At 70.9% G+C, this 26,910-nt stretch carries 21 protein-coding genes and 1 pseudogene; 14 read left to right on the top strand and 8 right to left on the bottom strand.

Going from position 1 to position 26,910, the window contains the following annotated elements:
• Positions 1 to 13 precede the first annotated feature (13 nt).
• The 11 genes from ACFVHO_RS03000 to ACFVHO_RS02950 all read left to right on the top strand — a co-directional run bounded on the left by ACFVHO_RS03000 (position 14) and on the right by ACFVHO_RS02950 (position 12,172).
• Positions 14 to 793 carry an indole-3-glycerol-phosphate synthase gene (locus ACFVHO_RS03000; RefSeq protein WP_385709322.1) on the top strand — a complete coding sequence of 260 codons (780 nt, stop codon included), beginning with the start codon at positions 14 to 16 and terminating at the stop codon, positions 791 to 793.
• A complete protein-coding gene (gene trpB / locus ACFVHO_RS02995; RefSeq protein WP_385709319.1) occupies positions 790 to 1,986 on the top strand; it encodes a tryptophan synthase subunit beta in 1,197 nt (398 codons plus the stop codon). Before ACFVHO_RS03000 ends, trpB begins: the two co-directional genes overlap by 4 nt.
• On the top strand, positions 1,970 to 2,776 hold the full coding sequence (trpA, locus tag ACFVHO_RS02990) for a tryptophan synthase subunit alpha (protein WP_385709316.1): 807 nt from the start codon (positions 1,970 to 1,972) through the stop codon (positions 2,774 to 2,776). The genes trpB and trpA overlap by 17 nt, the downstream gene beginning before the upstream one ends.
• Entirely contained in the window at positions 2,773 to 3,735 is a 963-nt protein-coding gene (locus tag ACFVHO_RS02985) for a Gfo/Idh/MocA family protein (RefSeq protein WP_385709313.1), read from the top strand. The genes trpA and ACFVHO_RS02985 overlap by 4 nt, the downstream gene beginning before the upstream one ends.
• Positions 3,729 to 4,859 (top strand): DegT/DnrJ/EryC1/StrS family aminotransferase, encoded by a 1,131-nt coding sequence (locus ACFVHO_RS02980; RefSeq protein ID WP_385709310.1) that lies wholly within the window; start codon positions 3,729 to 3,731, stop codon positions 4,857 to 4,859. The genes ACFVHO_RS02985 and ACFVHO_RS02980 overlap by 7 nt, the downstream gene beginning before the upstream one ends.
• The gene (locus ACFVHO_RS02975; RefSeq protein WP_385709308.1) at positions 4,856 to 5,977 is read left to right on the top strand and encodes a DegT/DnrJ/EryC1/StrS family aminotransferase; all 1,122 of its coding nucleotides are present in this window, start codon (positions 4,856 to 4,858) and stop codon (positions 5,975 to 5,977) included. Before ACFVHO_RS02980 ends, ACFVHO_RS02975 begins: the two co-directional genes overlap by 4 nt.
• Entirely contained in the window at positions 5,974 to 6,810 is an 837-nt protein-coding gene (locus ACFVHO_RS02970; protein ID WP_385709305.1) for a sugar phosphate isomerase/epimerase family protein, read from the top strand. Before ACFVHO_RS02975 ends, ACFVHO_RS02970 begins: the two co-directional genes overlap by 4 nt.
• Entirely contained in the window at positions 6,807 to 8,096 is a 1,290-nt protein-coding gene (locus ACFVHO_RS02965) for a M20/M25/M40 family metallo-hydrolase (protein ID WP_385709302.1), read from the top strand. Before ACFVHO_RS02970 ends, ACFVHO_RS02965 begins: the two co-directional genes overlap by 4 nt.
• Positions 8,093 to 9,196, top strand: coding sequence for an Ldh family oxidoreductase (locus tag ACFVHO_RS02960; protein WP_385709299.1), 1,104 nt, complete (start codon positions 8,093 to 8,095; stop codon positions 9,194 to 9,196). Before ACFVHO_RS02965 ends, ACFVHO_RS02960 begins: the two co-directional genes overlap by 4 nt.
• Positions 9,193 to 10,512: a Gfo/Idh/MocA family protein gene (locus ACFVHO_RS02955; RefSeq protein ID WP_385709298.1), complete on the top strand. Its 1,320-nt coding sequence runs from the start codon at positions 9,193 to 9,195 to the stop codon at positions 10,510 to 10,512. Before ACFVHO_RS02960 ends, ACFVHO_RS02955 begins: the two co-directional genes overlap by 4 nt.
• 238 nt (positions 10,513 to 10,750) lie before the next feature.
• Positions 10,751 to 12,172: a PLP-dependent aminotransferase family protein gene (locus ACFVHO_RS02950; protein ID WP_385709295.1), complete on the top strand. Its 1,422-nt coding sequence runs from the start codon at positions 10,751 to 10,753 to the stop codon at positions 12,170 to 12,172.
• On the opposite strand, the gene ACFVHO_RS02945 is transcribed toward ACFVHO_RS02950, so the two are convergent.
• Positions 12,138 to 12,740 (bottom strand): phosphoribosylanthranilate isomerase, encoded by a 603-nt coding sequence (locus ACFVHO_RS02945; protein WP_385709292.1) that lies wholly within the window; start codon positions 12,738 to 12,740, stop codon positions 12,138 to 12,140. The two genes, ACFVHO_RS02950 and ACFVHO_RS02945, sit on opposite strands and share 35 nt — an antisense overlap.
• Positions 12,741 to 13,220: 480 nt before the next feature.
• On the opposite strand from ACFVHO_RS02945, the gene ACFVHO_RS02940 reads away from it, so the two are divergent.
• The 3 genes from ACFVHO_RS02940 to ACFVHO_RS02930 are packed head-to-tail and all read left to right on the top strand — an operon-like array spanning position 13,221 to position 17,782.
• A complete protein-coding gene (locus ACFVHO_RS02940) occupies positions 13,221 to 14,084 on the top strand; it encodes a hypothetical protein (RefSeq protein WP_385709290.1) in 864 nt (287 codons plus the stop codon).
• Between the two features lie 25 nt (positions 14,085 to 14,109).
• Positions 14,110 to 16,161 (top strand): ATP-binding protein, encoded by a 2,052-nt coding sequence (locus ACFVHO_RS02935; RefSeq protein WP_385709287.1) that lies wholly within the window; start codon positions 14,110 to 14,112, stop codon positions 16,159 to 16,161.
• Entirely contained in the window at positions 16,148 to 17,782 is a 1,635-nt protein-coding gene (locus ACFVHO_RS02930; RefSeq protein WP_385709284.1) for an ABC transporter substrate-binding protein, read from the top strand. The genes ACFVHO_RS02935 and ACFVHO_RS02930 overlap by 14 nt, the downstream gene beginning before the upstream one ends.
• A 53-nt stretch (positions 17,783 to 17,835) precedes the next feature.
• On the opposite strand, the gene ACFVHO_RS02925 is transcribed toward ACFVHO_RS02930, so the two are convergent.
• From ACFVHO_RS02925 to ACFVHO_RS02895, 7 genes and pseudogenes are all read right to left on the bottom strand, one after another.
• A complete protein-coding gene (locus ACFVHO_RS02925; RefSeq protein WP_385709282.1) occupies positions 17,836 to 18,657 on the bottom strand; it encodes an MBL fold metallo-hydrolase in 822 nt (273 codons plus the stop codon).
• A complete protein-coding gene (locus ACFVHO_RS02920; RefSeq protein WP_385709279.1) occupies positions 18,650 to 19,522 on the bottom strand; it encodes an NAD-dependent epimerase/dehydratase family protein in 873 nt (290 codons plus the stop codon). Before ACFVHO_RS02920 ends, ACFVHO_RS02925 begins: the two co-directional genes overlap by 8 nt.
• Positions 19,523 to 19,683: 161 nt before the next feature.
• Positions 19,684 to 22,536, bottom strand: a complete 2,853-nt coding sequence (locus ACFVHO_RS02915; RefSeq protein WP_385709276.1) for an AAA family ATPase — start codon at positions 22,534 to 22,536, stop codon at positions 19,684 to 19,686.
• A gap of 164 nt (positions 22,537 to 22,700) precedes the next feature.
• Positions 22,701 to 23,078: pseudogene (locus tag ACFVHO_RS02910) on the bottom strand (ATP-binding protein); the annotation flags it as partial.
• Between the two features lie 131 nt (positions 23,079 to 23,209).
• Complete coding sequence (locus ACFVHO_RS02905) at positions 23,210 to 24,010, bottom strand: GNAT family N-acetyltransferase (protein ID WP_385709273.1); 801 nt, start codon at positions 24,008 to 24,010, stop codon at positions 23,210 to 23,212.
• A 65-nt stretch (positions 24,011 to 24,075) separates the two neighbouring features.
• Positions 24,076 to 25,602: an amino acid permease gene (locus ACFVHO_RS02900; protein ID WP_385709270.1), complete on the bottom strand. Its 1,527-nt coding sequence runs from the start codon at positions 25,600 to 25,602 to the stop codon at positions 24,076 to 24,078.
• A gap of 103 nt (positions 25,603 to 25,705) precedes the next feature.
• Positions 25,706 to 26,722 carry a hypothetical protein gene (locus ACFVHO_RS02895; protein ID WP_385709267.1) on the bottom strand — a complete coding sequence of 339 codons (1,017 nt, stop codon included), beginning with the start codon at positions 26,720 to 26,722 and terminating at the stop codon, positions 25,706 to 25,708.
• Positions 26,723 to 26,910 lie beyond the last annotated feature (188 nt).

Here is a 26,910-nt window from a genome sequence, read left to right as displayed (position 1 = left end):
AGGGAAACCACTGATGTACCTGGATGACATCCTCGCCCACAAACGGTCGGTGTGGCGCGACGGCACCGCGCGGGCCGATGGGGTACCCACGACGCGCCCGGTGCCGACCCGGCCAGGGGCGCTGGCCACAGCGCTGCGGCAGGACACCGTGGCGGTGATTGCCGAGGTGAAACCGAAATCACCGTCCAAGGGAAACCTTTGGCCCGCTGAGCGCGGTGTCGAACTGGCCCGCGACTACGCGGCCTTCGGCGCGAACGCGGTGTCGGTCCTCGCCGACGACCGGTTCTTCGGCGGCTCCCCCGCACTGGTCAGCGAGATCGCGCTGGATGAACAGGTCACGGTCCCGGTCATGTACAAGGACTTCATCGTGGATGTGCGCCAGGTCGAGCTGGCCGCACGCGGCGGGGCCGACGCGGTGTTGATGATCGCGCGGGCGCTGGACGACGCCGGACTGCGCGACGCCGTCCAGGCCGCGACCGACCTCGGCCTCGATGTGCTGGTGGAGACCTTCACCGCCGAGGAGATCGAGCGTGCGCTGGCCATGGGCGCTCGGATCGTGGGCATCAACAACCGTGACCTGCAGACCTTCAAGGTGGACCTGGAGAACGCCGCGCGCCTGCGCGCGCTGCTGCCCGGCGATGTGGTGACCGTGAGCGAGAGCGGCATCCGTGACGCGGGAGACGTCAAGCGGGTCGCCGACTCCGGGTTCGACGCGGTGCTGGTCGGCGAGACGTTGCTGGCCAGCGCCGCGCTGGCCGAGTCCCTGGGCGAGCTGGCGGGGGTGCGCCGATGACCGGCATGTTCGGCGCGTACGGCGGGCAGTTCGTCCCCGAGACACTGGTCGGCCCGCTGGCCAGCGTCGAGGAGGAGTACCAGGCGGCCAAGGACGACCCGGCGTTCGCCGCAGAGGTCGACGCGCTGCTGCGGGGGTTCGCCGGGCGGCCGACACCCATCACTCCGATACGCAGGCTGCACACCGGGCGCGGCGTGACGGTCTGGCTCAAGCGCGAGGACCTGACCCACACCGGGGCACACAAGATCAACAACGTGATCGGCCAGGCACTGCTGGCACAGCGGATGGGCAAGCGGCGCATCACCGCCGATACCGGCGCGGGCCAGCACGGGGTGGCAGTGGCTGCGGTGTGCGCGCACCTCGGCCTGGAGTGCACGATTTTCCAGGGCAGCGTGGATGCCAAGCGGCAAGAGCCCAACCTGCAGCGCATGCGGCTGCTCGGCGCCCGGGTGGTCCTGGTGGACGCGGGCAGCGCAACCCTCAAGGACGCCATCAACGCGTCCATCCGGGACTGGCTCGCCCACCCCGCCGAGACGCACTATCTGCTCGGCTCAGCGATCGGCCCGCACCCGTATCCGACGATCGTGCGTGAGCTGCAGTCGGTCATCGGCCGCGAGGCGCGCGAACAGATCCAGGTTGAGACAGGGCGACTGCCCCACGCGGTCGTGGCTTGCGTCGGCGGCGGCAGCAACTCCCTCGGCATGTTCAGTGCCTTCCTCGACGCCCCGGTGCGCCTCTACGGCGTGCAGGCGGCCGGCGACGGAACCGGCATCCCCGGTCGGCACAGCGCACCGTTGCTGCACGGCCAACCCGGTGTCTTCCATGGCACCCATACGTACCTGCTGCAGGACGCAGACGGCCAGATCCATCCGACCCACAGCATCGCACCCGGTCTGGACTACGCCGGGGCGGGGCCGGAACACAGCCACCTGCGTGACACCGGGCGTGTCCACTACCTCGCTGTCTCCGACGCACAGGCACTGGAGGCTTTCGCGGCGCTGAGCCGTCACGAGGGCATCATCCCGGCGCTGGAGTCCGCGCACGCGGTGGCCGCGCTGCCGCTGATCCTGCCCGAACTGCCCGATGAAGCGCACGTGCTGGTCAACCTGTCCGGCCGTGGCGACAAGGACCTGAGCAGCGCCGCAGAAGCGCTGTCCATCGGAGAGGACGGCACGCGTGTCCAGGATTGCTGAGGCGTTCGCGGCAAACCGCGCGAGCGGGTCGCTCACCCTCATCGCCTATCTGACCTCGGGCTACCCAACCGTCGATGAGACCGTGGGCCTCGTCGAGGCCGCGGTCGCCGGTGGCGCGGATGTCATCGAGTTCGGGGTGCCCTTTTCGGATCCGATGGGCGACGGCCCGGTCATCCAGCACTCGGGCCAGGTCTCGCTCGATGCCGGCATGACCACTGCGGGGACGTTGAGCCAAGTTGCCGCAGCCCGCGCCGCGGGCATACGGGCGCCTATCGCCCTGATGGGATATCTCAACCCGTTTCTGCGCTACGGGGTCAAGCGGCTGTTCGCCGACGCCGCCGAGGCCGGAGTGGACGGGCTCATCGTGCCGGATCTTCCGCCGGACCAGTCCGAGTTCACCGATATGTGGCTGGAGTCCGCCCGCGTCTCGGGGGTGGATCTGGTGTTCTTCGCCTCTCCCGGCAGCAGCCCGGCGCGGTTGGCCGCCGCGGGCGCAGCCACCAGCGGATTCCTGTACTGCCTGGCCACCGATGGGGTCACCGGCGCTCGTGAGGAACTGGACGACCGGCTGCCGGCGTATCTGTCACGGGTGCGGGCTGAGACCAGCGCGCCGGTTGCGGTCGGGTTCGGTATCTCCCGGGCCGAGCATGTCGCGGCACTGCGCGGACTGGCCGACGGTGTGATCGTCGGGAGCGCCCTGCTCAGGGAAGTCGGTGCCGCTCAGGACCCGGCCGCCCGGCGGGCCGCGGTCACCCGGCTCCTGCGCGAGCTGAAGGCGGCGGGCCGGTGAACACGCTGCGCCCCGTGATAGTCGGCTACGGTCACGCGGGCCGCGACCTGCATCATCGGAGTCTGCGCGCTCTGGGTCTGGCCGACGATGTGCTCGTGGTGGACCCTGTGCACCGGGCCGGGGTACCGGACGGAGCGCGAAGGCTCCCCGACCTGGCCTCGGCGATGGCCTTGCTGCCCGACGTCTCTGCCGGCGTCTTCCATGTGACGACCTCGGTCGACCAGCACCTCCCGGTGACCGAGCAGCTGGTCGCGGCGGGCGCGCGAAACATCATCGTGGAGAAGCCGATCACCAACACCCTCGAGCAGGCCGTCGAGATGCACCGGCTCGCCGAGCGCGCACGCATCCATGCGGTGAGCGTCTGGCCTGTCAGCCGGGTCACCGAGCGGGTCACGGAGCTGATCGCGCAGGGCAGGATCGGCACGCTGGTCAAGCTGCACGTGGAGCAGAGCAAGCCGCGGTTCCGGCGAACTCTCTGCGACCGGGGGCACCGCACCGCGTTCCACATCGAGATGCCGCATCAGGTGCTGCTCGCGCTGCACCTGGCCGGCGCGGTCGACCACATCGCCGACACACACGCCTGGGACAGCCCCTTGCCCGAATGCGTCGGCGGGGCCGAGATGGTGCTACGCCACACCAACGGGGTGACCAGCACGCTGCACAGCGACCTCACCTCACCCATCCGCATCCGGCGGCTGCGCCTGACCGGCACCACCGGGGAGATCGTCGCCGACTATTCCGTCAGCGCAGACGACGACTTCGGTCAGGTCCGCGTCATCGGTGACGACCGCGAGGTGCTGCCCGACGCGCCGCTGACCCGGTTCATCGAGCTCGCCTACGCCCATGCGGCCGGGCAGGCTCCGCCGCCGCCCGCTCCGCTGGCCAGCCACGTCTCGGTCATCTCCCTGCTGACCCAAGCCATGTCCATCACGAACTCGGAAAGGACCGTCCCGTGCTGACACCGGTTCCCTTCTTCTCCGGTGCCGACTCGATCCGCCGCAACTGGCCCTCCTTGGAACCGCGGCTTCGCACCGTGGCCGAGAGCGGCAGGTTCACCGCGCATGCCGCCGTGGCCGAGCTGGAGGCGGCGATCTCGGGTTACACCGGCGCCAAGTACGCGGTGGCGTGCAACAACGGTACTGACGCGCTCATCTTGATGCTGCGCGCGGCTGGGATCGGCCCCGGCGACGAGGTGATCGTCCCGGCGTACACGTTCTTCGCCACGGTGTCCGCGGTGCTGCACGTCGGCGCCGAACCGGTCATTGTCGACGTGCTGCCCGGCTCGTTCGCCATGGACCCCGACAAGGCGGGCGCGGCGGTGTCCCCGCGGACCAAGGCGATCATGCCTGCGCACATGTTCAGCCAGACCGCCGACCTGCTGGCTCTGCGCGAGGTCGCCCAGCACAGCGGCGCGCAGCTCCTGGAAGACAGCGCCGAGGCCATCGGCATGTGGGTCGACGGTGTCCATGCAGGTCTGTGGGGCCGCGCGGGGGTGCTGTCGTTCTTCCCCACCAAGACCCTCGGAGCCCTCGGCGACGCGGGCATGTTGATCACCAACGACGACGGGATTGCTGCACGGGTGCGAGCGGCGCGCTGCCATGGGCAGGCCGAGGACGGCGCGTACGTCTACGAAAGCCTCGGCTGGAACAGCCGCTGCGACGAGTTGCAGGCCGCGATGCTGCTGAGCAGGCTGGAGACGCTGGATGCGGAGATCGTGCGCCGTGCCGAGTTGGCGGCCCGCTACACCGAGCGGCTGGCCGACGTGGTCGACACGCCATGGCTCGCGCCCGCCGAACGCCCCAGCAATCAGGTCTGGTACGTGTACCTGATCGAAGCCGATCATCGCGACGAACTTGTCGCGTTCCTGGACGCCAACGGCATCGGCACCGAGGTGTATTACCCGCTGTCGCTGTCCGAGCAGCCCGCCCTGCGTGACCTGCCCGGCGCGCAGCTGCCCACCCCGGTCGCCACCGGGGCCAGCAGGCGAGCGGTCGGGCTGCCGCTGTACCCGGACCTGACCGACGCGCAGGTCGACCGTGTCTGCGACCTGATCACCCGGTTCCACCGCGAGGTGTCCCGATGAGCACTGTTTCCTTTCACGGCTGGTCCCGCCGCTACGCCCCCGACGTCGAGCGCGTAGTGGAGCTGGTCCGCGAGATCGGCGAGAGCGATGAGCACATCCTCAAGTCGCGGGTTGCCGCACTGGAGGACGAGGTCGCTGCGGCTACCGGGGCCGGTCACGCCATCGGCTGCGCGAGCGGCACGGGCGCGCTGACGCTGATTCTGACCGCGTTGGGGATCAAGGCGGGCGATGAGGTCGTCACGCCCGCGTTCTCCTACATATCCTCGGCCAGCACCATAGCGCTGGCCGGCGCCCGGCCGGTGTTCGCCGATGTCGACGAGCACACAGGCACGCTCGACCCGGCTGCCGCCGAGGCCGCTGTCGGCCCGGCCACCCGAGCGCTGCTGCCTGCCCATCTGTTCTCCTGCGCCGCGGACATGGCCGCGCTGCGCCGCCTCTCCGACGCCCATGGCCTGCGGCTGGTGGAGGACAGCGCGGTCAGCTTCGGGGCAACCGTGAACCAGAAGCCTGCCGGGACACTCGGCGACGCCGGGGTGTTCTCGTTCTTCCCCGGCAAGCCGCTGGGCGGCATCGGCGACGCGGGAATGGTCATCACCGATGACGACGAACTGGCGCTGCCGGTTCGGATGCTGCGCAACCACGGCCAGCGCCCCGGGCAGCGCTTTGTGCATGAGCTGGTCGGTTTCAACTGCCGGATGGACGAACTGAGCGCGGGTTTCCTGTTGAAGGCCCTGAAGAATCACGCGGCGGTGCTCGACGCGCGGCGCGAGCGTGCGCAGTGGTACGAAGAGCGACTGCGACCTCTGGGCCCCGAAGTGCTGCCCCCGCCCGCCGACTTCGCAGGACGAGCCGTCTACACCTACGTCGTGCGGGCCAAGCGGCGCGCCGAACTGCGTGAGCACCTGGCCCAACGCGGGATCGAGACAGTGATCTACTACCCGCGTCCGCTGCATCTGCAGCCGGTCTTCGCCCACCTGGGACACCGTGAAGGCGAGTTCCCTGTGGCGGAGCAGCTCTCCCGCGAGAGCGTGGCGCTGCCGCTGCGCCCTGACCTGAGTCGTGACGACATCGACCGGGTCGCCGACGCGATCCACGAGTTCTACGGGGCACGAGCGTGATCGACCGGCTGTGCGGGATCGGCGACGAGGGCGCCGCGGGCTTGGCCCGGCAGATCGCAGTCCACCTGGAGCTTCAGCTGCAGGCACTGGAACTGCGCACTATGGACGGCAGGGGCGTACACCTGCTTTCCGACGGGGAAGCGGATGCTGCGGCCGAGGCCGTGAGCGCAGCCGGGCTGACCGTGCCGGTCGTGGATACGCCACTGGGCAGCTGGTCAGTGAACGTCGGCGTGTCCGATGAATCCGAGCTGGAGATTCTGCGAAGGGCAGCGCGCAACGCCAAGAGGTTCAGCTGTCGGCAGCTGCGGATCATGTCGTATCCGAACGACGGCAGGCCCGAGCGCGAGTGGCGTGCCGAGGCGATCCGTAAGCTGCGCCTGCTCGTCGAGACCGCTGCCGAACTGGACGTGGTGCTGCTGCACGAGAACTGCCACGGCTGGGCGAGCACAGGTGCCGCGCGGACGCTGGAACTGGTGTCGGAGGTGGCCGGGCTACGACTGCTCTTCGACATCGGCAACGGCATCGCTCACCACTACCGCTCGTTGCCGTTCCTGCGCGAAGTGCTGCCGTACGTGGAGCACGTGCACATCAAGGACGGCACGGTGACCGACGGTCAGGCTGTGTTCGGTCGGCCGGGCGAGGGCGACGCCGAGCTGCTGGGCTGTCTGCAACTGCTCGTCGACTCCGGCTACCAGGGCTGGTACAGCGTCGAGCCGCACGTGGCCCTCATCCCGCACCTGGGAGTCTCCGGCGACCCGGAGCGGACGGAAATGGCCTATGTGGACTATGTCCGAAGGCTCAAGGCGCTCGTCGGCAAGGCGGTCACGGCGTGATCCAGGCAGATCTGGACTGGATTCTGGAGCTCATGGCGGTTCCGACCGTCAGCCCGCTGGAGGGTGGGAACTTGGCGAGCTTCGTCGACGCGCAGCGGCTGTTCGCAGCCGGTGCGGTGGCGCGCGGTTGGACGCAGCGGCGCTGGGACAGCCCGCCGCTGTCGCACCTGGAGCGCGTGGGAGTGCCCCAGCAGGTGCGGGCAACCGCCGACGCCGAGTTCCTGGCCGCGCAGCCCTCGGTGGTGGTCGCGATCGGTGAGCCACAGCCGGTCGAGCGGCGGCTGGTTGTCAACTTCCATATGGACACCGTCGGCCCGCATGTCCCGCCCCGGCTCGACGGCGGAATGCTGCGGGGCCGGGGCGCGGTCGATGACAAGGGCCCCGGCGTCGCGGCGATCGCGGGGATCACAGCCGCGTTCCGGGCCGCGCCATGGCTGGCCGAACACATCGAGGTGCAGGTTGCCGGCGTGCCTGGCGAGGAAGGCGGCGCGATGGGTGTCTACGGCACCCGCTGGCTCGTCGACTCCGGCTGGGCGGGGCGCGTGATGCTGTTCGCGGAGCCGACCGGATGCCGGGTGTTCGATGCCTGCAGCGCAGCGATGACGCCGATGGTGTCGGTGCACGGCGAGGACAGCACTGACGACCACCCTGCCGCAGGCCACAATGCCACCGTCGCACTCGGCTTCGTGGCCACCCGACTCGCCGAGGAGATCGGGCCGCTCGCCGAACGGCTGGGCGCGAAGGCGTGCGTGGCCGGGGCGCGTAGCGGCGACGCGCACAACCGGGTTTACGGCACCGGCGAGTTGCGACTCAACATCGCCTACTACGACCAAGGCACGGCCACCGCGCTCACTGCGGCGGTCGAGCGAGTCGTGGACGGCGCGGGCAAGGAGTTCGCTGACCGCTTCGGTGCCAACCCGGTGACCAACCGGATAGCTGCCGAGTGGGCCGAGGTTGTCCGGCTCACCTGGCTCAAACGCGGTTTGCCCGCTCTTGCCAACCGCGACCGCGCAATGGAGCGGCTGCTGGCGGACGCGGGCTTTCCTCGGCACGACGCTGTCGCCGACGGCACCGCATTCACCTGCGACGCCATCTGGGCGGCCGGCGCGGGCCGCTACGTGGCCGCCTGCGGGCCGGGCGACCTCGGCGCCAATGGCGCCCACACCCCCGACGAGCACGTCGAGATCGCCGAACTCGACCGCTACACCTCACGCTGCCGTGACCTGGTCCTGGCCTTCGGCAGGCAGGTCCGAAACACCCTTCCCCAAGGAGCAGAGTCGACATGAGTGTTCTTGTGCAGGCGAGCGACCTCCGTCGCTTCGTCACCGAGGTGTTCGCGGCGTGCGGCCTGGAGACCGCCTCGGCCGCTGCCGCGGCCGACGTGGTGTGCTACGCCGACGAGCACGGCTTCACCACCCACGGCACCAACGCGCTGTTCAACATATACGCGCCCCGGCTGCGCGACGGCCGGATCAGCGCACATGCCAAGGCCGAGGTCGACCGTGACGCGGGCGCGATCGCAGTGATCAACGGCAACGGCGGCCTCGGCCTGTTGGCCATGACCGCCGCCACCGACCTGGCCGCGCACAAGGCAAGCACGCACGGCATCGGCATGGTCGCCGTGCACGGCAGCAGCCACTTCGGCAGCGCGGGCTTCTACTCCCAACGGCTGTCCGAACAGGGCCTCATCGGATTCGCACTGACCAACTGCGGTGCACAGGGCGTCGCACCACCGTTGGGCGGCACGGTACGGATGCTCGGCACCAACCCGCTCTCCGTGGCGGTGTCCTCCGGCGAACACGAGCCGTTCGTACTGGACATGAGCACCACCGTGGTTGCCACCGGCAAGATCGCTGCGGCAAAGACGCGCGGCGCCGAGCTGCCCGAGGGCTGGCTCTACGACAGCGACGGACAGGCGGTCACCGATCCGCAACGGTACTTCGACGGCACCGCTGACGTAGCGTGGCTGGGCGGCCCGCTGACCACCGGCGGCGCGAAGGGCTTCGGCCTCGGCCTGTTGGTCGAGATCCTGTGCGGTCCACTGGCCGGCGCGGCATTCGGGCCAACGCGCAAGGTGCTCAACGGCGAGCCGCTCCCCGACACCGACGTCGGGCACGTCGCCATCGCCATCGACCCGGCCGGGTTCCGCGCGCCCGAGGCGTTCGCCGCGGGCATCGATGAGCTGTTGGGCACCGTCCGCGACTGCCCGCCCACCCGGCCCGGCGGCAAGGTCGCCTATCCGGGGGCGCCCGAGGCCGCACGCCGCGCCAGGTCGTTGGCCCACGGCGTCGAGCTACCCGACGCCGTGGCGGCCGATGTCCGTGCGCTCGCCGCCGACGTCGGTGTGGCAGAGCCGAAGGCACTCACCACGGAGGTGCCCGCGTGAAGCTCGGCATCATCGGTCTTGGCGCGATCGCCCCGTACTTCCTCGACGCGATCGAACGTGACCCCGGCCTGAGTCTGGCCGCCGTGTGCGACCTCGACGGAAAGAAGCTCGCGCCCTGGCGTGAGCGGGGTCTGGCGGGCTTCACCAGCCACCGGAAGCTGCTGGACGCGGGGTTGGTCGACGGCGTGATCATCACGCTGCCCAACGACCTCCACTCCGACGTGGCCTGCGCCGCGATGGAACGCGGAGTCGCGGTGTGCTGCGAGAAACCGTTGGCCATCACTGCCGCCGACGCGCAGCGGGTCATCGAGACCTCCCACCGCACCGGGTCAGTGCTGTTCACTGCCTTCCACCGCCGTTACAACCGGCACCTTCTCGACCTGGCCGCGAGACTGCCCGCAGACCGGACCCGGATCGCGCAGGTCGTGCACCGCTACCACGAGAACATCGAGGAGCACACCGGCGGCGATCTGTGGTACCTCGACGTGAGCCGCTGCGGTGGCGGCTGCGTCATCGACAATGGACCGAACGCTCTCGATGCCGTACGCCACCTGCTCGGCGACCTGCGGCTCACTGACGCCGCCATCGGCGACGTCAGGGCCGGTACCGAGTTCTGTGCCGAGCTCGACCTGGTGAGCGCCGACGGTGTGCCGGCGCGGGTCGAACTGGACTGGGCGCTGCCGACCGGCGAGATCAAGGACATCGTGGTCGAGCTGCGCGACGGCACAGTGCTGACCGCCGACCTGCTCGATGGCCATGACGCGTTCAAGTCGTCGCTGGCCCACGAGTACAGCGGCATCCTCGACGGGTTCAAGGCCGCGATCGCCGAGGGCCGCGATCACCGCGACCCCGGCCCAGACCTGGTGGCCCTGGTCGAAGACGCCTACCGGGTCGCCCGCCGCAAGGAGACGCGGCTTCGGACGAGTGCCAAGCACGAATCCGTCGCCAAGGTGGTCAAGCTGCTCTTTCACGCCCTCGACGACCGCGGCATGACGCTTTCCCCGTGGGCGTCGCGGTGTGTGCGGGCGGGCGAGGTGCATGAGCTGCTGACCACCACCGACCGACCGTCATCGGAGGGCGACCGAATCGACCACGTCGGATTCCTCGGATTCGCCGAGTTCCAGAGCGCCACTGTGGTGGAGCGTGGGGACGAGGTCTGGCTGGGCGGCCGACGCATCGGTACGGTCGCCGGTTTTGACGAATGCCATTTCCCCAACCACTACAACATCCTCATCGACGTGCCGGCCCTGTGTACCGCGTCCGACGTGAACCTTCGGATCGGCTCCGAGGTCAATTTCAAGGAGGCAAGCAGGTGACAGAGGAACACGCGCGCTGGTCCGGTACCGCGACGGAGTGCATCGGGCGCTCACCCGGCAGACCACGAACGTGCTGTTCCCGGGGTGTGTCGTGGCCGGGATCGACGAGCAGGAAGTGGTCTGCGCCGTCGACCGCGCACTCGTGGGGATGTGTGGCGTTTGACCTCCGCCGAAGAATCCAACGCATTGTTCAACGCATACAATTGGGCCGTCGAATCTACCAATGGGAAGTAGATCCGTGTCCGTTTGCCTACCACTGGACATCGATCGATCGGCCAGCGCCGCACTCAGCGAGCAGATTCGCTCCCGGATCATTCAACTGATCAGAGACGGGATGTTGCAGCCGGATACCAGGTTGCCTTCCAGTAGACGGCTGGCGCTGGATCTGACGGTGTCCCGCTCAGTTGTCGTCGAGGCATATCAGCAACTGACCGCCGAGGGCTGGCTTGTCTCCCGGGACCGCTCGGGCACCCGTGTCTCCGAGGCCGTCGAGCAGGAATCGCTCTCGACGGCCAAGCGAACGTCGGCGGAACGGCCCGCTCAGAACCACTGGAACCTGGTGCCCGGCAGTGCTGACGTGCGCAGTTTCCCACGTGGCGAGTGGACGACCTGCTTGACCACCGTGTTGCGCCATATCTCCGACGTCGACCTGGACTACCCGCCGCTGTCCGGCGTGCTGTCAGTACGCCAGACGCTGGCGGGTTACCTGGGCAGAGTCAGGTCGGTGCGAGCGACCGCGCAGCAGGTCATGGTGACCACCGGTTTCGCGCAGGGGCTCAACGTGGTGTGCAGGATGCTCCAGCGCCGCGGTGTCCACGGGCTCGCCTTGGAGGACCCCGGGCATCCCGGGATGCGGCAGTTCCTCGACAATGTCGACATGTGCACGGTGGCAATCCCCGTTGACGACCAGGGCATCAGCGTCGAAGCGTTGGAGCGCAGCGGCGTGCGGGCGGTGCTGGTCACGCCCGCCCACCAGTTCCCCACCGGGGTCGTGCTTTCCCCGGGCAGAAGGCAGGCACTCGTCGAGTGGGCCAGACGGGTCGACGGCCTGATCGTCGAGGACGACTACGACGGCGAGTTCTGGTACGACGAGGCCGCGCGACCACTGAGTCTGCAGCATCTCGCGCCTGACCACGTCGTCTACGGCGGCACGGCGAGCAAAACCCTCGCGCCAGGTCTCCGGCTGGGCTGGCTGGTGGCGCCGGAGGGCGTCGTGTCCGATTTGCAACAGGCCCGCGAGCTGTTCGACCTGGGCAGCGGCACAGTGGAGCAGCTGGCGTACGCCGAGTTCATCGAGACCGGCAGGTGCGACAAGCACCTACGGCGGGTGCGTGAAACGTACCGCCGGCGTTTCGGCATGGTGCGCGACTACCTGGTGGAGAACGGAGATCCAGAGCTGGAGCTGACCGGGGCGGCGGCCGGCCTGCATGCGCATCTGGGCTTTCCGCCGAACCTGGACGAGGCGGAGTTCGTTCACCGGGCCCGGCTCAACCGCATCGAGCTGCGCGGCGCCAGTCACTTCCGTCTGGACCGCGATGATGCCGCGCCGGGCATAGTCGTCGGGTACGCCATGCAGTCGGACGCGTGGTTGGCGGAGGCGCTTCAGGTGCTGCGCGAGCTTGCGGTCAAGCTGGCGCGGTCGCCCGTGCCGCAGCTATGAACTCCCGGATACGACCCGGGTCCTTCACACCACGGCTCGACTCGACACCACTGGACACATCGACTCCCCACGGCCGTACGGCGGCCACGGCCTCGGCCACGTTGCCCGGGTGCAACCCGCCCGCGAGCATCCACTGCCCGCCCGGGTCGGCCACCGAGGACCAGTCCCACGTCTCCCCGGATCCCGCACGCTGCGAGTCGAGAATGAGGATGTCCTCGCCGCTGTCGCCGGTGCGCAAGGTCTCTCCCGACCGCACGGACGTAGCGCGAATGAGCTGGAAGGGCAGGTCACGCAGCGAAGCGAAGTCAGCAGGCCGGTAGTCGCCGTGCAATTGGATGGCTCGGACGCGCGAACCGGTCATCGCCTGCCGGATCTCCGGTACAGGAACGCCCCGGAACACCGCGACCGTGAGCACGTCCGACGGCACCGCTGCCGCCAACCGATCGGCATCATCGGGGCCCACCCGACGGGGACTCTCGGACAGCACGAACCCGATGGCGTCCGCGCCCGCCTCGACAGCGCACTCGACGTCAGGCAACCGCCGCAGACCACAGATCTTGACGTGCATACCTTGAGTCTACCGACCGGAGGGAAGAAGGTCTGCATGCTCAGAATGCTCGGTGAAGACGTCGGGGAACCGTCATCGCTGAGGATGTGTACCGGGCGGATCAGCGGGTGGCCGAGCAGCGCATCGAGCAGGTCAAAGCCGACCTGGCGGCCCTGAGCGGGGAACACGGGCAGAACACCGCGGAGTCCACGAGTCGGCGGCCGAGGTCGGCCGCCTGGACGACGCAGCGTCTCGTGGCGCGGCTTGCGACTGCCACGACGCAAAAGCGCAGGTGAGGGCCACCCAGAAGAGCGGCGGGGCTGGCTGCAGTCGCAGGCTCCAGCACTCGCCGGCCGACCATCCCGGTCGCGCCACGCGGCGCGGGAGTCTTGGGGTGTCCGGGGCGCCGCCGGGACCTGGTGACCGACTCGCATCGGATGTAGATTCCATTGCTCACGCGCTTCACCTCATGCCGCTGTGCCAACGGGGGTTGGGCTCACCATGACGCACCGCACGAGCTCGCTGGGCCGCTATGAAGTACGGCTGTTGCTGTGGCTCCACGAGCAGTGCGGCCGGCAGATCGATGTGCCTGTGCCGACCGGCGAGTTCGGGGTGCAGCAGAACAAGCCCGCACTGGGTGTCGCCGCCCTCATCGAAACGCTCCAGGAGCGAGGGCTCGTACGGATCCAGGAGGACGGGGAGCGGCCGCCGCCGGACGCGGAGCTCACCACCGCGGGGCTCGCGCGGGCAGATCAACTGGTCGCGGAACTGGGGAACCCGGACGCGATCAAGCGATACACCGAGAATGCCCTGATCGCGTGGGCGTACGAGGAGAACCGCTCCGGGCGCCACCCGCGCCTCAAGGAGTTCTTCATCGCCGAACAAGCCTCGTTCCACGGTCGGGTGCTCGGTCAGGGCGTCGTCGAAGGCAGCGCACGCTACCTGCAGAGGGTCGGGCTGCTCACGCTCGGCGGGGAGGCGATCGAGGCCCGGGCCGGGCTGACCGAGCGCGGGCGGCACTGCGCGACCGAGGGCGGCAGCGACGTATCGGCGTATGTGGCGCGCGAACCGGTCCCGGGCAACATCACGTTCGGTCCGGTCACGGGCAACGTCAATGTCCTGTACGGAACCGTCGAGACGTTCAACCAACAGACCGGCCTCAACCTGGATCCCGAGCAGATCGACCAACTCATCCGGGCCGACCGGGACTTGCGCGGCGACGAGGAACCCGAGCCGCCGAGTCCTCAGACGCGCACCCTCGCGACCCGCATCCGTGACCAGCTGGCATCAGCCCCCGACTCCGCTGCGGCACAGGCGCTGTTACAGACCATTGGACCGACCTTGACGAGACTGCTCGGCGGCTGAGCGCCACGGAGCGGAGAGGACGAGCGTGAGCAGACTGTACGGGCGGGACGTCCTCCTCGACGACCTGGTGCCACGCCTGGTGGGGTGCCGCCGCAAAGAGGAGCACGAGGACGTCGATCAGGTACACCGGGACGATCCGCCCGCGCTGCTCCTGACCGGTCCGCACGGCAGCGGCCGCACCGCGGTCCTCGACAAGCTGTACCGCTCGTACCGCACCCGTATTCCAGTGGCCGAGGTGGACTGCGCACCGGCGCGCGCATTCGCCTCCGGCGAGGCCCTCGTCGCCAACACCTCGCCGGGCGCCGACTTCCTGATCGACGCCGCCCGCGGGCTCTGCGCCCCGGTCACCGGTGAGCGGAAGCGGCTGCAGCTGCCGCGCCTGTGGACCGGGCTCGTGGCCGTCTGTGCCTGGCGGTTCGGCGACGCGAAAGAGCAGGATGCCGCCCAGGACCGGGTGCGGCGGCTGCTCACCGGGGGCGGTCTGGCCGATGAGGGCTCCACCGCCGTGGCCAACTGGGTACGGGACGTCAACGCCGACCTGCCGAATGTCCTCGACCGGGAGGAGCTCAAGCCGGTCGTGGACGCCTCGGTGAAGCTGTTCACCGAGCGGTACCTGCCGAAGAAGCAGGCGGACGGTGTGCAGTCCTTCTACGCGGGACGGCCCGGGGTCCGCCAGGGGGAGTCGCCCCTGTTCGCGCTCTCCCGCGCCTTCCACCAGGGCGACGACCTACGGGGGGTGGCCGAGGCCACGCTTGCCGCGGCGCTCCTGGAGGATCTGCGGGCCCGCTACGACACCCGTTGGATGCGCTTCAACCGGCCGCCTCGCCCGCTGCTCCTGCTCGACAACGCGCAGTCCGCGCCGGGCGCCCTCCTCCTGAACCAACTCCTCACCCACCGGGCGAAGGGTGCCCGTGACCCACTGGTCGTGGTGGCCGCCGCGCGCGGCAGCACCCGCCACCGCTCGCGCCCCGATGCGGCGGAACTCACCCTGGAGCAGGTCACGGGCGGGGCGGCCGACTGGCGGCGACCGGAGACCGGGACCCCGTCGGCCGGGCTCATCACCGTCGAACTGCCGCCGCTCAGGCGTGACGACATCGTGGCCATGCTGAGTGACGCCGCCCCTTCGCTGCGGGGTGAACTGCCGCGTGTGGTACGCCGGTTCACCCAGGGATCCCCTCTGGGGTGCGGGCTCCTGACCGAGGCGGTGCAGGCCCATCCGGACAGCGCGGCCACGCCGGGGCTCGATGTGGGCGCGCTGCGACTGGACGGGCAGTCGGTGACCCGGCAGATCGCGGCGCGACTCGTACCCGACCCGGAGCTGCGCCGCAATCTGACCCTGTTCTCCGTTGCCCACGACAACGCCGCAGCGCGTGCCCTGGCCGCGGAGTACCTGTCCGCCGACCCGGATCGCATGGCCGTGGAGACCGCCCGGGCCCATCTGCGCGCCGAGTACGGCGCACGGGCGCCGCGGCCCTTCGTCACCGACCCGTTCCTGCGGGCTGTCCTCGTGCTCGAACTGCGCCGCCAGCGGGCGCAATCCACGCCGTCGGGCCCGACCTGGTACGGCCTCCACCAGCTGCTGCACGACTACCACGAGAGCGCCGGGCAGCCCATCGACGCCCTGCACCACGCGCTCGCGGGCGGCAATGCCGGGCACGTGGTGACGTGCCTTTACGACCTGTTCGCGTCGTCGGACACCGCGGAGCACTGGCTGCGCGATCTGTGGCACGTGGCGTCGGCGCCGCATCCGCCGCCCCGTGCCGACTGGGCGGCGGATTGCTGGGACAAGGCCAGCGGGAGGAGCGGCACGGAACCGGCCGAGGACGACGTGCTGCGCTCCATACGCCGTCTGCTGCACGCGGTGTGGATGGCCGCCGATCCGCTGACCGCGCCGGACGAGAAGCTGTGCGACCGGATCCGGTTCGACCTCGAACTCCTGTCGGGCCGGCATGCCACGGGTGCGGGCACGCTCTTCGACGCCGCCCAGGAGTGGCACGACGCCCTGCGCGAGCTACGCACCCCGTCCTTCGCCTTACCGGCGCTCGGCCCTGAAGGGAGCCAAGGTGAGCTTCACTGACATTTTCGTCCGCCCCTTCGTCAGGGGGCGCGAGCTCAGGCGCGGGGAGAGGATCCTGGGCCGGTGGGCCGCGGGGTTCGTGGCCCTCGTCCTGCTGGGGGCCACGGCAGTGATCGTCGTGCCGATCCTCACCAGGAGCGACTGCCAGGACGGGCTCGTGGAGAAGGAGGGCGAGTGCGTCGGCCTACTGGACGCGACGGCACAAGTACCGGTCTTCAAACCGGGCGATGACGGACCCGACAAGGAGTTCTCCGGGCTGGTCAAGCGCATCGCCAAGGAGAACAAGTGGGTGCAGGACCTCTGGGAGAGCTCCAAGGGTGACGCCGACAAGAAGCCGTACGTGAAAGTCGCCCTGCTGCTCCCGTTCAACACCGACAAGACCGGGGCGATGACCGCGCCGCTCGTCAAGCGCAGCCTGGCGGGCGCCTATGCCGCGCAGCACAACGCCAACCGCTCCAGCAGCGGCGTCAGATTCCAGATGCTGCTCGGCAACATCGGCACCGACCTCGACCTGTGGCAGCCCGCCGTGGACGCGGTGGCGAAGCTCAGCGGCGGCGGGGAGCAGACGGAGGACGACTCCCCGCTCGTGGGCGTGATGGGGCTGCCCAACAGCGAGCCGGACACACAGGCCGCGGCGAGAGCCCTGTCCAAAAAGAACATCCCGGCGGTCAGCGGTGTCCTCAGCTCCCCCACCATCAAGGCCAGGACCCTCTACAAGGCGCCTCCGAACAACCGCAACTCCGTGGCAGCCCTCGCCCGTTATCTCGATGACAAGCCGGGCAAGGGCAAGGGCTTCCTCGTCTGGGACTCGCGCACCGAGGACGGCTACGTCACCAACACCAAGGCGGAGCTCCTCGATCGCTTCGGCACGAAGTACAAACTCACGGTCCGGGACAAGTCGTACGTCGGCACCATGGGGCCTTACGCGGGAGCATCCGCCGCCATGGCGCCCGCTGCCTCGAGCTTGTGCAAGGCGGGCGCGGACACGGTGTTCGTGGCGGGCCGGGACTGGGACCTGCCCGAGCTCGTGAAGGCCATCGACGAGGACGGTGAATGCAAGAACCGCGAGGACAAGGCCAAGACGCCCATCCGGATCCTCCGTGTTTCCACCGGGCTCACCTCGCGGCTCACCAGCGAGTCCATGCGCAAGGCGATGACGGAGGCCAACGTCGTCACGCTCAACGCGGCGCCCACGGACAACCCTTCGTGGAGCCGGGGCGAAGACGCTCCCGGGCAGTTCCAGACGTTCTTCACCACCATCACCGGGAAGGCGGGCATCAAGAGGGCCGACCTGGACGACGGCTACGCGATCATGCACTACGACGCCTTCCAGGTCCTGATCAAGGCCGTCACCCAGTTCACGGACAACGAGAACAACAAGGGCAAGCTGCCCTCCAAGTTCGACGTCAACAGCAACATCGGCAACATGACGGTGGGGACCGACGGCGACTGCGGGGACTGCGTGCGGGGCGCCAGCGGAGAATTCGGGTACACCTCGGGGAACGGCAACTGGCCCGTCTGCAAGACCGTTCCTGTCATCGAGTACCCGCGACCGAAGGACTACAGCCCGCCGAAGGCGTTCCGGACCAGTCCGGGCAAGGGTGGCTCCTGTCCGCGGTGAGGTACTCGGGCGACGGTCTCGCCGGGGCGCCGGCAACTCCCGGGCCGGGGCCGTCAGTCCTGGACCGTGCCCTGTTCGAAGCGGAGGTAGCGCTCGACGGACCGGGCGAGGACCTCGTTGCCCTGGGAGGTGACGACCCGGTGCCACCAGGCGCCGTAGATCCGCTCGAAGCGGTAACCCGCGAGCAGGTCCGCCGCCGCGCGGACCGCGCCCGGGCGCTCCGGGATGTGGTTGGCGTAGCTGTACATGAGGGTCACCCAGCGGTTGTCCGGGCAGACGTTGACCACGTCGCCCGTGAACAGGGCCCCGTCGCCCGCGCTCCAGTGCAGGACCGCGCTGCCCGGGAAGTGCACGCCCGGGTTGATGAGGGTCACCTCGTCGGTGAGCTGGAGCGTGCGCCCGCTCCAGAACCGCACGGCGGGGTCCGGTCGGCCGACCCACTGGCGGTCGGCTTCGTGCAGGTGGATCGGCGCGTCGAAGGCGTGCGCCCACTCCACCATCGAGGAGTAGAAGTGCGGGTGGCTGATCGCGATGTGGTCGATGCCGCCGAGCTCCTCGACGGCCCGCACCATCGCGTCGTCGAGGTACGGCACGCAGTCCCACAGCACGTTCCCGGCGGCGGTGCGAAGGAGCAGGGCCCGCTGGCCGATGGCGAACTGCGGGGTGACGCCGATGCCGAGCACATCGGGCCCCTGCTCCTCGAAGCGGCCGCTGTGTCCCTCCTCGCGCAGCCCGGCCACCGACGTCCACTGCTGGCCGTCGCGGCCCACGTACTGCCGCTCGTCCAGACAGACCGGACAGTCCGGACGCGCGGCGGCGTACTGGGTGCCGCAGGTGCGGCAGATCGGGGGGACGAGGGCGGTGGTGTCAGTCACGGCTGCCTCCGGCGAGTTCGGTGAGGACGTACGGGCGGCTCGGACGCCAGCCGAGCTGCTCGACGGCGCGCCGACCCGACACCACCTGGTCGACTGCGAGCGCTTCGGCGAACGGTGCCCCGACCGCCTCGGCGGCTTCGGCGAGGGACCACGGCTCGGCCCGACCGGTACCGCCCGCAGCGACGTCGGCGGCCGCCGCGACTGCGGCCGCCGGGACGGACTCCCAGGCCACGCCGTGCAGGAGGGCACCCGCGTGGCCCTTGGCCAGCGCGAGGGCGTACAGCTCGGCGAGGTCGTCGACGTGGACCATCGGCCAGCGGGTCGTGACCGCGCCCACGTAGCGGCCCGCGCCGTGCTCCCGGGCCCAACCGGTCATCAGGGCCGGGATGCCGCCGTCCCGGCCGTACACGATGCCGGGGCGGATCACCGCGGCCCGCACGTCGTCCCTGGCGGCGGCAAGGACCTGCTGCTCGATCCGCGGCCGGTAGCCGACGATCGCGATCGGGTCGGTGTCGGCGTCCTCGGTCAGCGGGGCGTCCCCGGTGGCACCGAGCACCCACACGCCGCTGGTGTAGACGAAGGCCCGGCCCGTGCCGCGCAGCGGCGCGAGCAGCGCCTCCAGGGCGGCGGCGTCCACCGCCTCTTCGCCGGTCGGCGCGGCCAGGTGCACCACCGCGTCCACGTCGTCCGTCACGGCCGCGCGCAGCGACGCCGGGTCGGTCAGATCGCCGACCCGCACCGGCACGTCAGGGTGCAGCGCGGCCGCGTTCTTGACCAGGGGCACCACGTCGTGGCCCTCCTGTGTCAGTCGCGACACCACCGCGGAGCCGATGTAGCCGGTGGCGCCGAGCACCAGAACCTTCATGAACTCTCCCAAGTGGATGTTCCTCGAACGGGAAGACAGTAAGAACCCCGCCCGGGCCTGCGGATCCGTCGAATGACCGGGGTGCCGTACCGGGGTCCGTACATGACGGGGGTGGGTCCGTACGTGACCGGGCTGACGGAGGCGGCGCGGGCGGGTGGACCTCAGCCCAGGTCGAGCGCCCCCAGCGCCGCCCTCGACGTCACACCGAGCTTCGGGTAGGCGTTGGACAGGTGGTAGCCGACCGTGCGCGGGCTGAGGAACAGGCGGGCGCCGATGTCCCGGTTGCTCAGGCCCGTCGCCGCGAGCCGGACCACCCGCAGTTCCTGTGCGGTCAGTCGGCCCACGAGGTCCGCGCCCGCCGCCGGGGCGGCCGGGGTGGCACCGGCAGCCCGCAGCTCCGTGCGGGCCCGGTCCGCCCACGCGGCCGCCGGCATCCGCTCGAACGACTCGAGCGCCGTGGTCAGCGCGTCCCTGGCGGCGGCCCTGCGCCTCGCCCGGCGCAGCCACTCCCCGTACAGGAGCCGGGTGCGTGCCTCCTCGAACGGGCGGCCGTCCCCCTCGTGGGCGGCGAGCGCCCGCTCGTACCACTCCTCCGCCCCCGCGTCGTCGGCGGCGAGCAGGGCGCGACAGCGCAGCTCCACCGCCCCCGCCCACGCGGTCCCGGTGACCCCGGCCCAGCGTGTGAAGCGCTCGGCGGCCCGCCCGGCGTCGGCGGCCCGGTCGGTCCGGACGGCGGCCTCCACCTGGTCGGGCAGGCTGTGCACGGAGACCATGAGGTGCCGGTGCGGGCCGCCGGTCAGGACCGCGAAGCGTTGCAGCGCCCGGTCGTAGCGGCCGAGCCCGAGGTCGAGCAGGCCCTGCGCCCTGGTCAGCCAGATCGGGATCGGCGCGACACCGGGGTACAGGTCCCGCCCCGCCCGCCCGGCGGACCCCCGCCCGCCGCCCGGCCGCTCCCCGCTGTCCCCACCGCCCCAACTGTCCGCACCGTCCGGCCCGTCGTCCTCTCGCGGCGGCTCCCCGTCGAGCGCGGCAAGCACCACGAGGACACCGCTGAGCATCGTGGCGAGATGCCGCTGGCCGGTGTCGCAGGCGATCTCCAGGCCCTCGACCGCCGTCGTGTACGCGTCCCGGTGCCGGCCCAGGAACAGCCGCAGCCGCGCAAGCCGCAGCAGCACCCGCGGCAACACCCCGACGGCACCCTCCGCACGGCACTCCCGCTCCAGGGCGACGGCCTCGTCGTGCACCGTGCCGTACTCGCCGAGCAGCATGTCCCAGCCGTGCAGTCGCACCTGGTCGGCCAGGCCGCGCTCGTGCCGGGTCCGTACGACGTACCCGGCGAACTCCCGTATCGCCGCCGCCCCGCCCACCGGATCACCCGCCAGCGTGTCGAGCACCCCGGCCGCGCCCCGGTGCACGGGATCGTCGCCGAAGTCCAGAGCGGCCGTCCGCACCCGGGTGTCCCGGGCCGCCGCGACCGGGTCCGGCGCGTCCCAGGCCATCGTGGCCGACTCGAACAGCAGCCACGCCCCCGTGGCGGGACAGTACGACGTCACCTCGGAAGCCGCCTCGACGAGCAGCAATCGCGCCGACTCCGCGCGGCCCTGCCGGTGTTCGAGCGCCGCCCGGACGCTGGCGAGCCTCGCGGCCGCGGGCGGGCTGCTCACCGGCCCCACCTCGTCGGCGAGCGTCCCCGCGAGCTCCGCCTGTCCGGCCTCGGCCGCGGCGGCCGAGGCGGCGGCGAGGCGCAGCGACCGGGCCTCCTGGTCCTCGGTGAGCCGTGCGGCCCGCCGGTAGGCGGCGGCGACCGCCGCGCGGCCGCCCCGCGAGCGGAACAGCTCGGCGCTGCGCTCCAGTTCGGCGGCGACCTCCTCGTCGTAGCCGACGGTCGCCGCGGCCAGGTGCCAGGCCCGGCGGCCCATGTCCCCCGCGCCCTGCGCCGCTTCGGCGAGCGCCCGGTGCGCGGACGCCCGCTCGACGAGGACCGACCCCTGGTAGGCGGCGGCCCGCGCCAGCGGATGCCGGAACACGAGGCGGCGCCCGGACACCCGCACCAGGTCCGCCGCCTCCGCGGGGCCGAGGTCCCCGGCAACCGCGCCCACCCGTTCTCCCGCCGCCACCACCAGCGCCACGTCACCGGTGTCGTCCGCCGCGGCGACCGTCAGGAGCAGACGGGTCGGCGCGGGCAGCGCCCGGATCCGCTCGTCGAAGATCCGCCGCACCCGCCACGAGGCCGGCAGCACGGCGATCTCCCGCGCGTCCAGCGGCTCGCTCCCGTCCCGCTGGGCCGCCGTCAGAGCCCCCGCGAGCTCGACCAGGGCGAGCGGATTGCCCTGCGCGAGCCCGAGGATCCGGCTGCTCACGTCGGCGTGCAGATCGGGCACCCGGCCGCCGAGGAGCGCCGCGCCCTCCGCGTGGGTCAGCGGCCCGAGGTGCAGCACCGGCAGGCCCGGCGCGGCGTCGAGGACCACCGAGTCCTCGTGCGCGGCGAACACCATGGCCACCCGCCCCATGCCGAGCCGACGGGCCGCGAAAAGCAGCGCGTCCACGGTCTCCAGGTCCAGCCACTGCGCGTCGTCGACCAGGACCACGACCGGACGTTCCTCGGACAGCTCGTCGAGCAGACCCAGCGTCGCGGCCCCGACCAGGAAGCGGTCCCCGGCGGGCACGTCGTCCAGGGCGACCGCCCCGCGCAACGCCCGCAACTGACGCTCCGGCAGGCTCCTGACCCGGTCCAGGGCTCCCCGCAGGAGCACGTGCAGACCGGCGTACGGCAGCGCCGCCTCCGACTGGACACCCGTGCACCGCAGCAGCAGGGCTCCGCCCGCCACCGCCGAGGCACACCGGTCGAGCAGTGCCGTCTTGCCCGATCCCGCCTCGCCGATGAGCACCACGGCGCCGCCCCTGCCCTCCCGGGCTCCCGCCAGGAGCCCGTCGAGGGCGTCCCGTTCGTGGTCCCGGCCGCTGAGGTCGGCGGGCCCCCGGTCGTCGACGCCCGCCCGGACCGTTTCGGTCATCGGTGCTTTCCCCCTCCCCAAGGCGTCTCGCTCTCAAGACGCCTCCCCCCTCACAGTGAACGTGGTCGACGATGTCATGGGCCCGAGGCCTCGTCAGAGGCCGGTGACCTCCACACTCGTCGAGCGGCGCGCGACGTCCTCGATCGCGGCGGGCTCCTGCGGGCTCAGCCTGGCCGAACGGCCAGCGCGGGGACGAGGGTGCGGACCAGGAGCGCGGTGGTGTCGTCGGCCCACTGCACGTCGTCCAGGACGATCAACAGCGGTCCTGTGCGGGCGTGAGCGGCGATCCGCTCGGCGAGGAGTGCCGTCTGCCGGTAGGGGACGGCGGTCCGGGCCGCGAGTTCCGCCCGGTCCGCCTCGTCGAGCACGGGCCTGGTGTCCTGGCTGAGGGCGTTCACCAGGGTGGCCGGCGGGGAGAGGCGGTCGAGCTCGGTGGCCCATCCGGAGGTCACGGCCATGCCCCGCGCGGCGGCACGGTGGGCGGCGTCGGCGAGCAGGCGCGACTTCCTGATGCCCGCCTCCCCCGCCACGACGACGCACCGCCCTCTCCGGCTGGTGCCCCCGGCTCCGTGGTCTCCATGAGCGGGGGCATCGCCGACATCAGGTGCGTTCCGCCGCCAGGAGACGGCCGGAGGGCTCGGCGTTCACGCCGCGGTCTGCCCGTGGCGCGTCATCAGTCCTTCAGGTTGTAGAAGTGGATGGGCGAGTTCGGCTTGAAGCCGATGCGCGGGTACACGGGGGCCCCGGCGACGGTCGCGTGCAGGGTGGCGCGGGTCAGGCCGGTGGCGCGGGCGCCCTCGTGCAGCGCCTTGCGCGTGACCGCCTCGCCGTAACCCTTGCGCTGCCACTGCGGATCGGTGGCGACGAAGGCGACGAAGAGGCGGCCGTCCGCTTCGACCGTCGCGGCGCACGCCACCGGGACGTCGCCGCGCATGGCCAGGTAGGCGTACATGTCGCTCTTCCAGCGCGCGAGTCCGACCAGGCCGCCGCGGCCCTCCTCCAGGGGGAACCCGTAAGCGCGCGACTGGAGGTCCGCGTAGGCCCGCAGGTGCTCGTCGGTGCGCACCCGCACGAACGTCAGGTCGGGGTGGACCGGGTCGGGGACGGGCAGCAGGTCTCCGGCCATGCCCGTGCCGGGGAAGGCGTACTGCAGGCCGGCCTGTTCGGCTGCCGTGACCCGTGCGGCGCGCGCCTCCTCGTCGAAGAGGTCCTCGAAGAGCCACAGGTAGCCCGGGTGCTTCTTGGCGCGCATGATGTCGGCCGCCTCGCCCAGGCGTCGCGCGGCGAGTTCGGCTCCGACTCCGGACTCGGTCAGGGTGACGCAGTTCCAGAACGCGAAGGGGCTGTCGGCCCAGCGGACGGCGATGCCGGGGAGGTCGCGCACGTCCGCGTCCGCGGCGCGGTCGAGCACCATGGCACGCCAGGCCACGGCGAGTTGCCGTGCCGATTCGATGGACTCCGTGAGGCCAGTCACCGTACTCCCATGGGTCGTTGGGTTCGCTGAGGGTGCCGAGGGTGCGGCACCCGGTGTCGCCACCATCAGATGATGCCCTCGAACTGCTTGTCCTCGGTGGGGGAACCGGAGCGGGGCACGTGGTAGGAGTCGCGTCCGAAGCGTCGCCACACGGCGGCGATGAGGAAGGCCACCACCACGGCGACGGGGGTGTAGTTGAAGGTGTCCGCGGTGATCGGGTAGCTCTGCGGCAGCAGGAAGAGCACCGTGACCGCGGCCGCCCACAGCACCGCCACCCAGCCGATCGGCCGGCTCCAGCGGCCCAGGTTCCAGGGCCCCGGGGTGAACCGGTCGCGGTGGAGCAGTCGCAGCAGCACCGGGATGGCGTAGGCCGAGGTGAATCCCACGGCCGAGATGGCGGTCACCGCCGAGAACGCCGTCGAGGAGTACAAGGACGGCAGCGCGAGCACGAACGCCACGGCGACCGCGAGCCAGACCGCGTTGGCGGGGATGGCGGTGCGGGGGCTGACCTTCTTCCAGCGCGCCGATCCGGGCAGGGCGCCGTCCCGGGCGAAGGCGTAGATCATCCGGCTGGCGCTGGCGGTCACGGTGTAGCCGCACAGGAACTGGGCCACGATGATCACCAGGAGCAGCGCCTTGGCAGCGGCCATGCCCAGCGCGTCCAGCAGGATCTGCGCCACCGGTACGCCGGTCGGGCTGTCCAGGGTCGTGGTGTAGCTCTGGATGGCGAACAGCAGCGTGGTCAGGAGGATGCCGCCGGCGATCCAGGACACGGCCACCGAGCGGAAGATGCCGCGGGCCGCGGCGACGGAGGCGTGGTTGGTCTCTTCGCTGAGGTGGGCCGAGGTGTCGTAGCCGGCCAGGGCGAAGACCGGCAGCAGCATGCCGAGGAGGATCACGTACACCGGGGCGCCCCAGCCGGTGTTGTTGGTGAACTCGGTGAAGACGAAGCCGGCCGACTGGTGGTCGGAGGGCACGAACGCCAGGGAGCCGATGATGACGACGGCCCCTGCCAGGTGCCACCACGCGCTCACGGACGTCAGGATGTTCATCAGCCGGGTGCCGAAGAGGTTCAGGACCGCGTGCAGCGCGAGGATGATCGCGTACAGGACGAGCAGGGATTCCGGGGTCGGCGTGTAGTCGAACTGCAGGTTCATCCACGCGGCGGTGAACGTCGCGATGCCGTAGTCCTGGGCGGCGATTCCGCCGAGCAGGCCCAGGAGGTTGAGCCAGCCGGTGTACCAGCTCCACCGCTCGCCGCCGAGCTGGCGGGCCATGTAGTACAGGCCGCCGCTGGTGGGGTAGCGGGAGGTTATCTCGGCCAGGGCCGCGGCCAGGCACAGCACCAGCGGCCCGATGGCGAGCCACCCCCAGGTGATCACCGCGGGGCCGCCCGAGTTCAGGCCGAAGCCGAAGAGCAGCAGGGTCCCCGACATGATCGAGATGACCGACAGGGAGGCCGAGAAGTTGCCGAAGGCCCCCATCCGACGGTGCAGTTGCTGGGTGTAGCCCAGCGATTGGAGGATGCGTGCGTCCTCCCCGTCGTCGTCGACCGGGTTCGGCTGCTGGCGCGGTGCTCTTACCGAAGTCATGGGTTCTCCGCGGGGGAAAGCTGGAAGAAGGGGGTGCGGGCGGGGTGGCTGCCGGGCCGCCGAGGGGGTGTGGCGGCGCCCGCCCATGGGGACGGGTAGGCGGTCAGGGGTGTTCTCCCGTACGCCTCGGGTGGGATCTCAGACAGGCGTCGCGGTCCTCCTCGAATGCCCTCCGCCACTGGTCCTTGGGGTGCCGGGCGTCGTACTGCCAGGGCGCGGGCGTGGCGAAGTCGCCGATGGCGTCGAAGACTTCGGTGGCCCACTGCGGGAAGCCGCCCCTCGTCAGGGCGTACGCGAGGTAGTTGAGATCCAGTTGGGAACTGGTGGCCGGATCGCACTTCCGGAACCAGCCCTCGAATGCGTTCGTGACGGCTCGGGTGGTGTCCTCCCTGGTCCACAGCAGGTTCAGCGTGACTTCGGTGCCGCGTTCGCGGCGCTCCCGGAACTCCTGCACACGGGCGTGGAGAGGCAGCAGGAGCAGGGGCGAGTCGGGCGGCGCGAAGGAGACCGCCCAGCGGGCGAAGTCCGTCGCGACCGCCTGGCGGCCCGCCGGACCCGGGCGGGCCTGGAGCGCCTGGGACATGCGGTGCCACGCCTCGCGGTTGAACGGATCCCGCCGGTGCACCTCCCCCAACAGGCCCCAGGGCCCGCGGGGCAGCAGGTACTCGTGCGGCGGCGGAGCCGTGTCGTGCTCGGGGTAGCGGTCGCTCGTGTCGATTTCGGCCAGGGCCAGGCGGCAGATCCAGGGCACCGCGTCGTGGGGGTTCCCCTCGCTCGCCTGGTGGCACGCCTGCCGGGCCCGGTCCGCCAGTTTCTCCAGGTCCCGTGCCTGCTGGGAGCCCTGCGCCCAGTGCCTGCGGTGGGCTTGCAGCACGCGTTCGGTGGCGACCCTGGCGTACATCACCCGGGCGGCGAGGCTCCCCGGTTCCTCCTTCAGCCACAGCTCCACCACGTTGGTCTGAGCTGCGACCACCCCGAGGACCTGGGTGCGGGACGTCCACTGCGGCCAGTTGCCCGTCCGGGCGAGCACCTGCCGCATCTGCATCCAGTAACCCGCCTGGATGTCCTGCACCGCGGCGTAGAGGTCCGTGTCCCGGCCCGCCGGGTTCGAACTCGCCATCAGCGCACCCCTCGGCGGGCCGCCTGCGGGCCGCTGCCATGAGCGCTACGGCTCGCCGGTCGGTGTGCGCACGACACCGACCGGTGTGTACTGGCGGCCATAGGCTGAAGGACCCTCGGGGCAGTCGGGACGGGGTGGCGCGGTCACGCGGGAACAGCGGTGCGGGCCGACGAGCTGGGTGGTGCGGC

The sequence above is a fragment of the Streptomyces sp. NPDC127108 genome (assembly GCF_042677545.1).
Classification (GTDB): domain Bacteria; phylum Actinomycetota; class Actinomycetes; order Streptomycetales; family Streptomycetaceae; genus Streptomyces.
This window is presented reverse-complemented; position numbering and strand designations above follow the sequence as displayed.

Coding starts and splice junctions, on each gene's coding strand:
- ACFVHO_RS02945 (WP_385709292.1), bottom strand. CDS start 12,740: ATGCACGTCAAGATCTGTGGTCTGCGGCGGTTGCCTGACGTCGAGTGC.
- ACFVHO_RS02960 (WP_385709299.1), top strand. CDS start 8,093: ATGAGTGTTCTTGTGCAGGCGAGCGACCTCCGTCGCTTCGTCACCGAG.
- ACFVHO_RS02915 (WP_385709276.1), bottom strand. CDS start 22,536: ATGACCGAAACGGTCCGGGCGGGCGTCGACGACCGGGGGCCCGCCGAC.
- ACFVHO_RS03000 (WP_385709322.1), top strand. CDS start 14: ATGTACCTGGATGACATCCTCGCCCACAAACGGTCGGTGTGGCGCGAC.
- trpB (WP_385709319.1), top strand. CDS start 790: ATGACCGGCATGTTCGGCGCGTACGGCGGGCAGTTCGTCCCCGAGACA.
- ACFVHO_RS02900 (WP_385709270.1), bottom strand. CDS start 25,602: ATGACTTCGGTAAGAGCACCGCGCCAGCAGCCGAACCCGGTCGACGAC.
- ACFVHO_RS02895 (WP_385709267.1), bottom strand. CDS start 26,722: ATGGCGAGTTCGAACCCGGCGGGCCGGGACACGGACCTCTACGCCGCG.
- ACFVHO_RS02940 (WP_385709290.1), top strand. CDS start 13,221: ATGACGCACCGCACGAGCTCGCTGGGCCGCTATGAAGTACGGCTGTTG.
- ACFVHO_RS02920 (WP_385709279.1), bottom strand. CDS start 19,522: ATGAAGGTTCTGGTGCTCGGCGCCACCGGCTACATCGGCTCCGCGGTG.
- ACFVHO_RS02975 (WP_385709308.1), top strand. CDS start 4,856: ATGAGCACTGTTTCCTTTCACGGCTGGTCCCGCCGCTACGCCCCCGAC.